This window comes from Aphanothece microscopica RSMan92 (genome assembly GCF_046613545.2).
Taxonomy (GTDB): domain Bacteria; phylum Cyanobacteriota; class Cyanobacteriia; order PCC-6307; family Cyanobiaceae; genus NIES-981.
The window spans coordinates 62,825-75,742 of record NZ_JBKKKY020000009.1; the positions used below are offsets into that span (position 1 = coordinate 62,825).

Below are 12,918 nucleotides of genomic sequence, written 5' to 3' on the forward strand. Positions count from 1 at the left end.
ATCAGAGCGGCATGCCGAGCCCCTCGATGCCCTGCCAGCCCAGGTAGCCCGCCAAGCTGAGGCTGACCAGGCCCAGGAGCAGGTCGCCCCGGGCGAACAGCCACGCCTTGCCGCCCTGCAGCAAGGGCAGCAGGCGCTCGCGGCCGGCCACCACCAGAGCCAGCAGGGGGGCCAGCAGCAGCAGACCGCTGGTCAGGGCGAACAGCGCCGTCGCCGCCACCTCCTGGCCGGGTGCCAGTCCAGCCTCCAGCAGGGTCCCCGCGGCCTTGGCGAACAGCACCAGGTTGTCCGGGCTGAGGATTTGCAGCGCTGCGCTCACGCCCAGCAGCAGCGGCAGCGGCAGGGCGACGAAGTGCTCGAGCCTGTCGGTCCATCCCGGCGGCGACGTCTCCTCCGAGCGGCTGAGCAGTTCCCGCAGACCGAGGGCGAGCAGGGCGCCGGCCCCCAGCAGGTCCAGGCCGGTCCGGTGGACCGTGCCCTTCGCCATCGTCAGCAGCAGGCCATGACCCACCGTCAGCAGGGCCGTCACCACGAGGCCGGTGGTGACCAGCCAGGCGAGCACGAACCAGCTCCCCCGCTCCAGGGGGCGTGCCCCGAGCAGCAGCAGCAGCAGCAGGGCGATGTGCAGGGGGGAGAGGCCGATCGCCAGGCCGAAGGCGGCGAGGTCCCCCAGCAGGTGGGGCAGCGGGGGCGCCGCGAGGGTGGGCATGGTCATGGGGCCAGGCGATCAGCGCGGGACGACACCACGGCATGACAGCACGGAATGGCACCAAGTTCTGGCACCGCTGCCCACCGGTGACCGGTTTCAGCGGCGAACAGTTTCAGTGACGAACGGTCTCAGCGGCGAACTTCGAACCAGTCCTCGCCGGTGAGGGCCAGCGGCTCCGTGCTGACGCCGTGAACCTGCGCCGGCGGCAGGCCGGTGCCACACCAGCGCTGCAGTTCGCCCAGCTCGTGGGTGGGGCCCTCCGCCTGCACTTCCACCGAGCCGTCAGGGAGGTTGCGCACCCAGCCCCCCAGGCCCAGGCTCTGGGCCCGGGCGCAGCAGGCGGCCCGGAAGCCCACCCCCTGCACCCTGCCGCCCACGATCATGCGCCAGCGCTGCTTGGTCTCACCCCGGCGCGCTTCGTTGGGGTGGAGGAACCGCCGCTCGGTGACAGCGGCCCGCTGCGCGCGGCGGCGGCGGCCATCCGTGAGGGAATCGCCGGGCATCCAGCCCAGTGGAGATGCAGCCAGCTGGCGTGCAGGGTCGGTGTGCTCCATCCTTCGCTCCGGCAGAGGCTGCCCCATCCTTCAACCTGCCACAGTCCGCCCGGATCGGCCACGCCATCGAGCTGCCAGCGATGGAACTCGTGGCCGACGAACCGCTCCCCGCGCCGCACCAGCAGGCCATCCCCGCAGGCGGTGGCCTCGCGGTAGCCCAGGCTCAGCGGGCCGCGTCGGGCCGAAAAGGGCAGCAGGCCCGCCATGCCGTGGGGGCGGTCCTGCGGATCGACCAGCGTCCGGCCCAGCAGCAGCAGCCCGCCGCACTCCGCCGCGATCGGGATCCCCGCCGCCGCCGCCCGGCCCAGGGCGCCGAGGCTGCGGCGGCTGGATGCCAGCTGGGCGGCATGCAGTTCCGGGTAGCCGCCGGGCAGCAGCACCGCCCGGCAACCCGCCGGCAGATCCTCATCCGCCAGCGGGCTCCAGGCGTGGGGCTCCAGGCCGCAGCCGCGCAGGAACTCGTCGGCCTCCGGGTAGCGGAAATGGAAGGCGGCGTCCCGCGCCACGGCCACCACCGGCAGCCGCTCGGTGGCGGCGGGGGCCAGGGTGGCCGCCGGGGGGGTGGCCTGGCGCCGCAGCAGCCCACGCACCGGATCCTCCCCGACCGATCCCCGCAGCGGGGGGGCGAGCAGGGGCCACAGCCGCTCCAGGTCGAGGTGACGCCGGGCCAGGCTGGCCCACACCCTCTGGCGCTCTGGAAGGTCCGGCAGCTCCCCCGGGGGCAGCAGGCCCAGGTGCCGGGAGGGCAGCTCCAGGGAAGGGTCGGAGGGCAGCACCCCGAGCAGGGGCACCGCCAGGCTCGCCAGGGCCTCCGCCAGCAGGGCCCGATGGCGTTCGCTCCCCACCCGGTTGAGCACCACGCCGGCCAGCCGCACCCGTGGCGGGCCATGGTCGCGGAAGCCCCGCACCAGGGCGGCCAGGGAGCCGGCCTGGCGGGAGGCCTCGACCACCAGCACCACCGGCAGATCCAGCAGGTGGGCCACCGCCGCCGAGCTGCCGTCCGTGCCCGGGCCGCGGCCGTCGAACAGGCCCATCACCCCCTCCACCAGGGCCAGGTCGGCCCGGCTGCCGTGCCAGTGGAAACAGGCCTGCACCCACCCCTCGCCGCACAGCAGCGGATCGAGGTTGCGGCAGCTCAGGCCGCTCACCCGGCTCAGCAGCTGGGGATCGAGGTAGTCAGGGCCCACCTTGAAGGGCTGCAGTCGCAGGCCCCGCTCCCGGGCCAGGGCCGCCAGGCAGAGCGACAGCAGGGTCTTGCCGCTGCCGCTGCAGGGCGCCGCAATCAGGCAGGGCAAGGGCGTGGGGGGCCGGCCCGGCCCTAACTGGGAAGCAGCTTGGCAGCGATCGGGGCCGCACCGGCCAGAAGGGGGTTGGTGGTGTCATGGCCGCCGGACAGCAACCGGGCCACCTCCACCTCCTCACTCTCGTTCGGCAGGGGCACCACGTCCTCCGCCAGCTCCATCGAGGCCATGCCGCCGGCCTCCAGGCGCATGCAGCCGCCGGACTCCGAGCACAGGATCACGCACAGCGGCGGCCGCCCGGCGGGAGCGCAGATCAGCCGCAGGCCCACCAGGGCGCCCGGGTGAATCTTGGGGCTGCCCACCGGCACCGGCATCAGCCGGAACTGCACCGACGAGCCATCGGCCCGCTGGAACTCGGCGCCGATGCCGGAGCCGGCACCGTCGGCGTCCACGGGGTAGGAGTCGATCAGCTGCCAGCCGAGGCGGTCGGCGAGCCAGGCCGCCAGCAGCAGCCCCTTGAGCGGATGGTCACCCTCCACGTCGATGTCCAGCTGCACCACGTGATCGAGGGCATCGCGCCGTGAGGGCGGATCGAACACCATCGCCAGCGATTCCCGCCAGCTGCGCAGCCGCAGCCAGTTGAGGTCGTTCACCGCCTGCCCCACCGCGATCCGCTGCACCAGCAGGTCGATGCAGCGGCGCGGCTGGCCCAGGGAGCTGTCCACCACCAGGCGACGGGGGGGCGGGGCGAGGGCGTCGAGCAGTTCCGGGGCCTCGTCCAGGCTGCTGTTCCACCACACCCAGCAGGGCAGCTCGTCCGGGATGAGCGGCTGCACCAGCTCGAGCTTGCTCTTCAGCACATCGCGCCCCCCCCGCAGGACCACCACGTCACCGCAGGCCGGACCGCCGGCCCCCTCCTCGGGCAGGGGACAGTAGGCCGCCACCAGGGTCTCCAGGGGCCGGCCCCCGTCCACAGTGGGGGCCAGGGTGATCAGACGCCGCGGCATGTGGGAGCTGATGGCGCTGTCCACGAACTGGCCGCGCAGGTCTTCGGCCTCCTGGCTGCCGGGCTGCTGTCCCAGCCGCCAGGCCAGGCGCTGGTCCATCACCGCCGTGCTGAACGGCAGGTCGAGGGCCGGCACCGCCGCCTTGGCGGCCTCGATCAGCTCCGCTTCCATCAGGCCGGTGAGCGGCCCCTGGATGCGGCCGGTGCGGATCAGCTGCTGCTGCAGCCAGGAGGGCTCGTACACCACCAGGGTGAAGGTGGCCGCGCCGTTGGAATGCTGCAGGTCCTCCCCCCAGAGGCGTTCCAGGTAGGGCGCCACATCGGCGGGGGGAAGGGCTGTGGGGGCCTGGAGGGTGAGCTGGGCGGACATCGGGGCGGGGCGATGGAGAAGCAGGCGGGAAGCGGCGGGTGTTCAGGGACGACGCCACACCAGGTCGTCTTCGGCCAGCAGGTTGTCGGCGGCGGCCGGGCCCCAGGTTCGGGCCTCGTAGGGATGCACCGGCAGCTGCCAGGGCGCATCCTCGATCAGCTCCAGCAGGGGGGTGTAGAGGCGCCAGGCGGCCTCCACCTCGTCGTTGCGGGTGAACAGGGTGGGTTCGCCGAGCATGGCGTCGGCCAGCAGGCGCACGTAGCCCTCGTCGCTGGGTTCCCCGAAGCTCTCGTCGTAGCTGAAGGCCATGTCCACGGGGCGGCTGCGCATGCCGGAACCGGGTGCCTTCACCTCGAACTTGATCTCGGCCCCCTCGTCCGGCTGGATGCGCAGAATCAGCTGGTTGGGGGTCGGGGCGCCACTGGCGGCGTCGAACAGGTGCACCGGTGCCTCGCGGAAGGTGAGCACCACTTCGGAGAGGCGTTTGGGCAGCCGCTTGCCCGTGCGCAGGTAGAAGGGCACCCCCTGCCAGCGCCAGTTGTTGATGAACAGCTTCATCGCCACGTAGGTCTCCGTGGTGCTGTTGAGGTTCACCCCGGGCTCGTCGCGGTAGCCGGTGATCGGGCGGTTCTTGCTTCCCCCGGCGCTGTACTGGCCCCGTACGCAGCACTTCCAGGGCTCGCTCTCGTTGGCCAGGTGGGCGGCCTGCAGCACCTTCGCCTTCTCGTTGCGGATCGCCTCGGCATCGAAGCGGCCGGGGGGTTCCATCGTGGTCAGGGCCAGCATCTGGGTGAGGTGGTTCTGCACCATGTCGCGCAGGGCACCGGAGGTCTCGTAGTACCCGGCCCTCTCTTCCACCCCCACCGTTTCCGCCGCCGTGATCTGCACGTTGGCGATGTAGTTGCGGTTCCAGATCGGCTCGAAGATGGTGTTGGCGAAGCGGAGCACCAGGATGTTCTGAACCGTCTCCTTGCCGAGGTAGTGGTCAATGCGGAAGATCTGCTTCTCTTTCGCACACCCCAGCACGACCCGGTTGAGCTCCTGGGCACTGGGATAGTCCGTGCCGAAGGGCTTCTCGATCACCACCCGGCTGCGCTCGGGATCGCTGAGCAGTCCCGCGGCGGCCAGGGCGCGGGTGCCACTGCCGTAGAAGGCCGGCGACACCGACAGGTAGAAGGTGCGGTTGCCGCGGGTGGCCCGCAGCCGGTCGATGCTCTCGAGCCGCTCGCCCAGCTTCACGATCGAGGCCGGATTGGAGAGATCGGCGGGCTCGTAGAAGAGCCCGGCCGCGAAGGCCTCCCAGGCGGCGGGATCCTCCGCGATGGTGCTGGCCAGCGACGTGGCCATGCGCGAGCGGAACTCGTCGTCGCTCCAGGGCCGCCGGGCACAGCCCAGCACGGCGAACTCGCTGGGCAGGCGCCGCTGCCGGTGCAGTTCGAACAGGGCGGGGACCAGTTTGCGGTGGGTGAGGTCACCGCTGGCCCCGAAGATGACGATGCTCTGGGGCGGAATGACCCGCTCCTGGCGAAGGCCGATCCGCAGGGGATTGGTCAGGACGGCGGCCATGGGGGGTGGGCTGGTCCTTCTGGTTTAACGACCCCAGCGCCGATGCCCAGGACTGCCGGCGGCTTTGTGACCCCTTCTGTGTGCGAACACGAAAAAAGCCCGCCGTTCGGCGGGCCTGGTCGAGGCGCTCGGGCGCGCTGGTGCGCCCACGGCCTGCAGGTTCAGTGGCCCGCAGATCAGTAGGTCTCCACGTGCCAGCGGTCGGCCTTCTTGAGCTGGGGCCGCAGCTCGCTCCAGTCGATGCCCTTGGCCGAAGCCGCGGCGGTCATCGCTTCGTCGATGCCGGGCTCCATGCCCCGCAGGCCGCACATGTAGACGTGGGTCCTGGAATCTTCGATCATCGTGAAGATCTCCTCGGCGTTCTCCAGCACCCGGTCCTGGATGTACATGCGGCCGCCCTTGGCGTTCTTCTGCTCGCGGCTGATCGCCTTGGTGTAGCGGAAGTTGTCCGGGAACTGGCTCTGGTAGTGCTCGAAATCGGCGTCGTAGAGCAGGTTGGCCGTGGTGGGCACACCCATGATCAGCCAGGCCTTGCCGCGGAAGTTCCAGCCGTTCTTCTCGCGCTCGGAAGGCTCGAACATGCGGCGCAGATAGGCGCGCATCGGAGCGATCCCCGTGCCGGTGGCCAGCATGATCACGTTGGCCTCCTCGTCTTCGGGCAGGAGCATCTCCTTGCCCACCGGGCCGGTGATCTTCACCTTGGCACCGGGCTCGATGTCGCACAGGAAGGTGGAGCAGACGCCGTTGATGGTCTCGCCGTCCTTCTCGTACTGCAGCTGGCGCACACAGAGGGAGACCGTGTGATCGGCCATGTTGTCGCCGTGGCGGGTGCTGGCGATCGAGTAGAGGCGCAGCTTGTGGGGTTTGCCGTTGGCATCGGTGCCGTCGGGAATGATGCCGATGCTCTGGCCTTCCACGTAGTGGAGCTGGGGATCGCCACCGGCCAGGTCGAAGGTGATGTGGTTCACCCGGCCGATGGCCCCCTCCGCCAGCAGGCTGTAGTTCTCGGTGACGGTGCCCAGGAACGGGTCCTTCGGCTTGTAGAGGTTGACGGGAACGGCGGCGTGGGACACGGCGGCGGGTTTCGAAGGAGCAGCGGCGGGGGCCGGGGCAGGGGAGGCTGCGGGGGCGTCGGTGGCCGTCGCCGAGAGCGCGCCGGCGACCTCGACGGCGGTGATGCGACCACCCTGGCGGGCGATGGTCTGCATCGTGCTCTGCAGCTGGGGGAAGGGCACCGTGAAACGTCGTTCAGCCTGACGTTGGCGGCCGATGCCGAAGGCTTCGACCACCACGGTGACCATGCGGCTGTCGGACTGAGAGGCGCTGCCCGTTGAAACACGCATGATGGCTGGGTCTCCGGCAAAAAATCCGGCTGATCATAGGAAACACACCGAACCGTCGATCTCTGGCGGAACGGCTTAGGTTTGTGCCGCAGCACACACAGCTCCCGTTGGCGCAGCTCCTCGCATCGCCTCTCGTTGCTCCGTCCTCGACTGCCGGGCCCGAGGCCCCTGGGCCGATGTCTTCCTTCAGCGGCAGCTGCAGTCTCGACACCATCCAGCAGGACATGGAGCGGCTGTCCCAGGGGACCCGCCGCCTGGCTGTGCAGCTGCGGCTGGGCCTCGAGCCGGATTTTCTCTGGAGCGTGCTGACCGATTACGCCAATCTCAGCCGCTTCATCCCCAACCTCGCCAGCTCCCGCCAGCTCTGGCGTCGTGGCAACCGGGTCTGCCTCGAGCAGGTGGGCACCCAGCAGTTCTGCGGGATGCGCTTCACCGCCAAGGTGGAGCTGGAACTCGAGGAAGACCGCGAAGCCGGTGAGCTGCGTTTCGCGATGAACCGGGGTGATTTCCGGCGCTTCGAGGGCATGTGGCGGATCCACCACGACGGCTCGATCACCAGCCTTCTCTACGAACTGATCGTGCAGGGCCGCCCCGGCATGCCGATCGGGCTGATCGAGCAGCGGCTGCGGGACGACCTGGCCAACAACCTGCGGGGTGTTCAGCTCGAAGCCATGCGCCGCGCCGGACTCGCCTGAGAACCGGCCTCATCAGCCCCCGCTGAGCCGGCGGAGGGACCTGGTATAGGACGTCCAGCGTGAGCGTTGCGCTTCCGCCCGCAACGGAAGCTGGATGCATACCCCCAAGGGGATTCGAACCCCTGTCGCCTCCGTGAAAGGGAGGTGTCCTAGGCCTCTAGACGATGGGGGCGAGGCCACAGCAGGAACGGCTTCAGGACTGGTGTCTTGGCCGTTGTGCTGATGGAAGGAAGCTACGGGTCAGGGTGACCCTTCGTCAAGGCAGCCTGGCGCTGTCCGGTCCAGACCGGCACGGTCACGTGGAAGCAGGCCCCTTCCCCCGGCTGGGACGCCACCCAGATCCGGCCGCCATGGACTTCGGCGATCCGCCGGCAGACCGAGAGCCCCACCCCGTAGCCCGAGGTGGTGTCGGCGGTCTGCGGCAGGCGCACGCGGTCCTGGAAGATCCGCTGCTGTTCCTCCGCTGGGATGCCGGGGCCGCTGTCGCAGATGCTCACCTGCACCCACTGGTCGGTGCGGTGCAGCAGGGTCAGGCTCACCTTGCCCTGCTCCGGGGTGTACTTGAAGGCGTTCTCCAGCAGGTTGAGCAGCACCTGGTGCATCCGCCGCTCATCGCCGAACACGTCCGGCAGGTCGGCCGGGATGTCGGTCACCAGGCGCAGCTCCCGCCCCACCCACAGCTTCTCCAGCTCCAGGATGGTTTCCGCCGCCAGCTTCCCCAGGCTCAGACGCTTCGGGTTGAACAGGGCCTCCCAGCGGGTCGTTCCCACCTCCAGCAGGTCCTTGGAGAGCTCCTCGATGTCGTTGAGCCGCCGCCGCACCACATCCTGGAAGCGGCGTTCATCGATCTGGCCGAGGGCGTGGCTCTGCATGGCCAGCTTGGCCGCCGTGAGCGGGGTGCGCAGTTCGTGGGCGACCATGCGGAGCAGGCGCTCCTGGACGCCGAGGCGCTCGATCAGGGTCTCGTTCTCCTGACGCAGCACCAGCAGTTGGTCCTCCAGTTGCAGTTCCCGCTGGGAGCGGCTGCCATCGAAGTCCAGGGAGTTCGGCTGCAGACCCAGACCCTTGACCGCCTCCACGTGCTGCCAGCGGGGCAGCCAGCTCTGCAGCCGCTGGGTGATCGGATTGCCCGCGAACACCTGTTTGGGGGGTGGGGCCAGCTTGACCAGGGCGGGGGTGGCCAGCAGCCGGTGCAGCTCCAGCAGTTCGGGCTGACGCCGGGGATCGGCGATCTCCAGGTTGACCTCGAAACCCAGCTCCTCCTGGCGGAGGAACTGGAGCAGGGTGCGCAGATCAGGACTGGCCAGATGATGGCTGGTAGCCACCAGCAACAACTGGAGAACCTGCCGCTCGCCGGGGAGCGCGCCTGTCAGCGAGGGATCCGTGCTCACGCAGCCACGTTATGGGGTCTGGGCATGGCCGGTCCATCGTGGCTATGAGAAAAGGAACGTGTCCTGACCGGTCGTCCGGATCAGGCCCCTTCCCAGGACTGGTGTTCCCAACCCATGCGCAGTGCCGCCCCAAGCCGGATCCAGCTGGACAGCAGCCTGCGGCGCTGGTTTTCCCGCAACCTGGGTCTGTGGCGCTCCCGCCGGCTGTATTTCTTCTCGGATGGGGAGGCCCTGCGGGTCGACATGATGCTGCGGGTGGAAGCCTTCTCCGAGCCGATCGAAGGGGAGGCCGCCTACCGGTTCACCTGGTGGCCCGACGAGGACCACGCCTTCTTCGAGCGCAAACCCCGCTTCGTTCCCACCGGCACCATGGAGGCCTACCTGTGTGGGCACCAGCTGCGGCGCAGCCGCGGCTACCTCTGCGGCAGCCCCACCAAGAGCCAGATCCGGCAGGTGGATGAGCACGAGCTGATCTTCGAGTCCCACTTCCAGGAATGGGACATCCTCGAGCACATCCGTCTGGTGGATCAGGACCGCTACCGCGCCCGGTCGATCTATTCCTGGCGGGACGGCGCCCTGGAGCTGGCGGAGACCCACCATGAGATCCGGGTCGAGGAGGCCGGGGTCGCCCTGGTGGCCTGAGCACTGGCTTCCCCTGCCCTGCCTGGCCGTTCCCTGGCTGTGCGTGCCCGCTCCGGTCGCCCCATGCCGCGATCGCCGGAGCGGGCGATGCAGCAGCATGGAACCATCCGGATCCGCTGCCTGGTGTTCCTGCTCCGCCGCTACGGCCTGCTGCTGCTGGCCCCTGCCCTGGCTCTGCCGTTGTGGTGGGCAGCCGCCCCAGCCCTGGCCGCTCCGGCCACCGAAGCGGAGATGGATCTCTACACCCGCATCGCCGCCGTCAACGTCTGCATCGCCCGGGCGGCAGGCGTGGAGTTCGACAAGGCCGTCGCCATCGCCGGGGAGACGATCGCCCAGGTGATCCAGGGCCAGCATGCCGGTGCCATCACCCAGGTGGGGGCCAAGCCCCTGAGCCTGGAGGATCTCCGCAAGGGATCGATCAACTCCGCGGTTCTGGGCGCCGCGGAGGTCTGCCCGAAGGAGGTGCCGGACGAGGTGCGCAGCATGGTGGATGCCGCCCTGAAGCAGGCCGGCGCCACCGAGACGCCCGAGACGCCGAAACCCGCCCAGACCCCACCCACCCGCAACTGAGCCCCATGGCCACGGTGCGCCTCGCGGACTACCGTCCCAGCCCCTGCCTGATCGCGCGCACCGACCTGACGGTGCGGCTCTTCGCCGATCACACCGAGGTCGACACCCGGCTGGAGCTCGTGCCGAACCCCGCGGGTTTCCCCGGCCCCCTGCTGCTGCGGGGGTTGGAACTGGAGCTGCTGGAGCTCCGGCTCGATGGCGTGGCGCTGGCGCCCCCGGCCTGCCGCCTGCTGGAGGATGGCCTGGTGCTCGAGGCCCCGCCGGCCCGGCCGTTCGTGCTGGAGAGCCGTGTGCGGCTCCACCCGGAGACCAACACCACCCTCGAGGGGCTCTACGTCAGCGGTGGGCTGTTCACCACCCAGTGCGAGGCCGAGGGCTTCCGGCGCATCACCTTTCATCCCGACCGCCCCGATCTGCTCAGTCCGTTCCGGGTACGGATCGAGGCCGATCGCCAGGCCTGCCCGGTGCTCCTCTCCAACGGCAACTGCATCGAGGCCGGCCTGCTGGAGGATCCCGCCGGCCAGGGGCGCCACTACGCGGTCTGGGATGACCCGTTCCCCAAGCCCTCCTATCTCTTCGCGCTGGTGGCCGGGCGCCTGGAGGAGGTGAGCGACCTGTTCACCACGGCCAGCGGCCGCCCGGTGAAGCTGCGCATCCATGTGGAGCCGGGCGATGCGCCGTACACCGCCCACGCGATGGCCTCGCTCAAGCGGGCGATGGCCTGGGATGAGCAGCGCTATGGCCTCGAATACGACCTCGACGAGTTCAACATCGTCGCCGTGCGCCACTTCAACATGGGCGCCATGGAGAACAAGAGTCTCAATATCTTCAACTCCAAGCTCGTGCTGGCCGATGCCGAAACCGCCACCGATGCAGAGCTCGAGCGCATCGAGAGCGTAGTGGCCCATGAGTACTTCCACAACTGGACCGGCAACCGCATCACCTGCAGGGACTGGTTCCAGCTCTCGCTCAAGGAAGGACTCACCGTCTTTCGGGATCAGAGTTTCACGGCCGATCTCCACGGCCAGGCCCTGAATCGCATCGAGAACGTTTCGCTGCTGCGCAACACCCAGTTCCGGGAGGATGCCGGCCCCACGGCCCATCCGGTGCAGCCGGACGCTTACCAGGCCATCGATAATTTCTACACGACGACGATCTACGAAAAGGGTGCTGAGGTGATCAGAACCCTCCACACCCTGCTGGGCGAGGAGACCTTCATGCAGGGCATGGCGCTGTATGTGAGCCGCCATGACGGCAGTGCCGCCACCTGCGACGACTTCCTGCAGGCGATGCTGGATGCCGCCGAGCGGGCCTGGGCCGAGGGCAGCCCTGCCCTCCCCAGCTTTTCCGGGGAGCAGTTCCGCCGCTGGTACCACCAGGCCGGCACTCCGGAACTGCACATCCGCCGCCACTGGGATGGCGAGGCCGGCCTGCTGGAGCTGCAGATCCGTCAGCACACCCCAGCCACGCCGGGGCAGCCGGACAAGCTGCCCCTGGTGATCCCCCTGGCGATGGGGCTGATCGACCAGGCGGGCCTCCCCCTGCCGGTGCGGTTCGAGGGGGAGGATCCCGATGCACTCCCCGGGTCCTCGCTGCCCTGGGGCCGGGGCACCCGCCTGCTGGTGATTGACCGGGAGGACCAGAGCCTGCGGCTGGTGGGGCTGCCCCGCCAGCCCCATCCGCCGGCCCTCTCGCTGCTGCGTGGTTTCTCGGCTCCGGTGAAGCTCGCGCTGGGTCGACCCAGCAGCGAGCTGGTGCATCTGCTGGCCCACGACAGCGACCCCTTCGCCCGCTGGGATGCGGCCCAGCTGCTGCTGCGCCAGGCGGTCCTCGCCCGGGCCGCCGGCCACCCGGATGGGGGGCTGGAGGAAGCCCTGGTCGTGGCGTTCCAGCGCATCCTGGAGGATCCCGTTCTCTCCGAGGCCAGCCGCAGTGTGCTGATGGCCCTGCCGGGCCTGCCGGAGCTGGAGGATGCCGCTGCCGAGCCGGATCCTCCGGCCCTGTTCGAGGCCCTGCTGGCCCTGCAGCGGCTGTTCGGCGAAGCCCTGGCCGATCCGCTGCGCTCCGCCCTGGACCGCTGCCGGCCCCAGTGGGGCCTGTCCTGGCCCGAGGGCAGCGGTGCCCGCCGTCTCACCGGCACGATCTGGGCCTGGCGGGCCGCGGCCGGCGATGCCGATGTGCTGCAGGCGGCCCGCCACGCCGTCGACGGTCCCTCGATGACCCTGGCCCGTGCCGGCCTGCGCGCCCTGCAGTGTCTGGCGGTGCCGGAACGGCAGGCTGCCCTGGAGGCCTTCTACCGGCGCTGGCAGGACCGGCCGGTGATCCTCGATGCCTGGTTCGCTCTGGAGGCCTCAGCCCCCTTCCAGGATGGGCTGGAGCGGGTGGCCCGCCTGCTGGAGCATCCGCGCTACGACCCGGCCGCGCCCAATTCCGTGCGGGCTGTGCTGGGGGGACTGGCGGGCAACACCCCGGTCTTCCACGCCGCCGATGGGCGGGGGTATCGCTTCATGGCGGCGCAGATCGCCGCGCTGGATCACCGCAACCCGATCACCGCCTCCCGCATGGCCAAGGTGTTCAGCCGCTGGCAGAGCTATGGCCCCGAACGCCGCCATCGCATGCGGGACGCCCTCTCCGAGCTGGCCGCCGCTGAGCTCTCCACCAACACCCGCGAGGTGGTGGACCAGTGTCTCGCGGCTGCAGAGGGCGTTGGAGAGGGCCCCTGAGCCCTGGCCTCTGCCCCTACCTGCTGCCGGGTAGGCCTGAGCGGATCTCCTGGTGCAGCCGGCGGAAGGCGGCGCGCCGCGCGGCGCCGCCCTCGGGTCCGGCATGGA

General features: G+C 70.0%; 11 protein-coding genes and 1 tRNA gene. 4 read left to right on the forward strand and 8 right to left on the reverse strand.

Annotated elements, in window-relative coordinates; all coding sequences use genetic code 11:
- Position 1 precedes the first annotated feature (1 nt).
- The 6 genes from ACLD7X_RS04280 to ACLD7X_RS04305 all read right to left on the reverse strand — a co-directional run bounded on the left by ACLD7X_RS04280 (position 2) and on the right by ACLD7X_RS04305 (position 6,789).
- On the reverse strand, positions 2-715 hold the full coding sequence (locus ACLD7X_RS04280) for a GAP family protein (protein ID WP_411422245.1): 714 nt from the start codon (positions 713-715) through the stop codon (positions 2-4).
- A 122-nt stretch (positions 716-837) separates the two neighbouring features.
- Positions 838-1,092, reverse strand: coding sequence for an acylphosphatase (locus tag ACLD7X_RS04285; protein ID WP_411422246.1), 255 nt, complete (start codon positions 1,090-1,092; stop codon positions 838-840).
- On the reverse strand, positions 1,089-2,558 hold the full coding sequence (locus ACLD7X_RS04290; RefSeq protein ID WP_411422247.1) for a cobyrinic acid a,c-diamide synthase CobB: 1,470 nt from the start codon (positions 2,556-2,558) through the stop codon (positions 1,089-1,091). Before ACLD7X_RS04290 ends, ACLD7X_RS04285 begins: the two co-directional genes overlap by 4 nt.
- 23 nt (positions 2,559-2,581) lie before the next feature.
- Positions 2,582-3,880 carry a glucose-6-phosphate dehydrogenase assembly protein OpcA gene (locus ACLD7X_RS04295; protein ID WP_411422248.1) on the reverse strand — a complete coding sequence of 433 codons (1,299 nt, stop codon included), beginning with the start codon at positions 3,878-3,880 and terminating at the stop codon, positions 2,582-2,584.
- A gap of 42 nt (positions 3,881-3,922) precedes the next feature.
- Entirely contained in the window at positions 3,923-5,446 is a 1,524-nt protein-coding gene (zwf, locus tag ACLD7X_RS04300; RefSeq protein WP_412006723.1) for a glucose-6-phosphate dehydrogenase, read from the reverse strand.
- A gap of 176 nt (positions 5,447-5,622) precedes the next feature.
- A complete protein-coding gene (locus ACLD7X_RS04305; RefSeq protein ID WP_412006722.1) occupies positions 5,623-6,789 on the reverse strand; it encodes a phycobilisome linker polypeptide in 1,167 nt (388 codons plus the stop codon).
- Between the two features lie 176 nt (positions 6,790-6,965).
- Between ACLD7X_RS04305 and ACLD7X_RS04310 the strand changes: the two genes are divergently transcribed.
- A complete protein-coding gene (locus ACLD7X_RS04310; RefSeq protein WP_411422250.1) occupies positions 6,966-7,484 on the forward strand; it encodes an SRPBCC family protein in 519 nt (172 codons plus the stop codon).
- 99 nt (positions 7,485-7,583) lie between these two features.
- Here ACLD7X_RS04310 and ACLD7X_RS04315 read toward each other — a convergent pair.
- A tRNA-Glu gene (locus ACLD7X_RS04315) sits at positions 7,584-7,656 on the reverse strand.
- A 61-nt stretch (positions 7,657-7,717) separates the two neighbouring features.
- Complete coding sequence (locus tag ACLD7X_RS04320; RefSeq protein WP_411422251.1) at positions 7,718-8,875, reverse strand: histidine kinase; 1,158 nt, start codon at positions 8,873-8,875, stop codon at positions 7,718-7,720.
- 114 nt (positions 8,876-8,989) lie between these two features.
- On the opposite strand from ACLD7X_RS04320, the gene ACLD7X_RS04325 reads away from it, so the two are divergent.
- The 3 genes from ACLD7X_RS04325 to pepN all read left to right on the forward strand — a co-directional run bounded on the left by ACLD7X_RS04325 (position 8,990) and on the right by pepN (position 12,810).
- Complete coding sequence (locus ACLD7X_RS04325) at positions 8,990-9,517, forward strand: hypothetical protein (protein ID WP_411422252.1); 528 nt, start codon at positions 8,990-8,992, stop codon at positions 9,515-9,517.
- A gap of 63 nt (positions 9,518-9,580) precedes the next feature.
- Complete coding sequence (locus tag ACLD7X_RS04330; RefSeq protein WP_412006721.1) at positions 9,581-10,087, forward strand: hypothetical protein; 507 nt, start codon at positions 9,581-9,583, stop codon at positions 10,085-10,087.
- Positions 10,088-10,092: 5 nt separating this feature from the next.
- Positions 10,093-12,810, forward strand: a complete 2,718-nt coding sequence (gene pepN, locus ACLD7X_RS04335; RefSeq protein WP_411422254.1) for an aminopeptidase N — start codon at positions 10,093-10,095, stop codon at positions 12,808-12,810.
- Positions 12,811-12,918 lie beyond the last annotated feature (108 nt).

Excerpts from the sequence above, each read along its gene's own strand:
- ACLD7X_RS04280 (WP_411422245.1), bottom strand. The coding sequence starts at position 715 with ATGACCATGCCCACCCTCGCGGCGCCCCCGCTGCCCCACCTGCTGGGG.
- ACLD7X_RS04285 (WP_411422246.1), bottom strand. The coding sequence starts at position 1,092 with ATGATCGTGGGCGGCAGGGTGCAGGGGGTGGGCTTCCGGGCCGCCTGC.
- ACLD7X_RS04295 (WP_411422248.1), bottom strand. The coding sequence starts at position 3,880 with ATGTCCGCCCAGCTCACCCTCCAGGCCCCCACAGCCCTTCCCCCCGCC.
- zwf (WP_412006723.1), bottom strand. The coding sequence starts at position 5,446 with ATGGCCGCCGTCCTGACCAATCCCCTGCGGATCGGCCTTCGCCAGGAG.
- ACLD7X_RS04305 (WP_412006722.1), bottom strand. The coding sequence starts at position 6,789 with ATGCGTGTTTCAACGGGCAGCGCCTCTCAGTCCGACAGCCGCATGGTC.
- ACLD7X_RS04310 (WP_411422250.1), top strand. The coding sequence starts at position 6,966 with ATGTCTTCCTTCAGCGGCAGCTGCAGTCTCGACACCATCCAGCAGGAC.
- ACLD7X_RS04325 (WP_411422252.1), top strand. The coding sequence starts at position 8,990 with ATGCGCAGTGCCGCCCCAAGCCGGATCCAGCTGGACAGCAGCCTGCGG.
- ACLD7X_RS04330 (WP_412006721.1), top strand. The coding sequence starts at position 9,581 with ATGCCGCGATCGCCGGAGCGGGCGATGCAGCAGCATGGAACCATCCGG.
- pepN (WP_411422254.1), top strand. The coding sequence starts at position 10,093 with ATGGCCACGGTGCGCCTCGCGGACTACCGTCCCAGCCCCTGCCTGATC.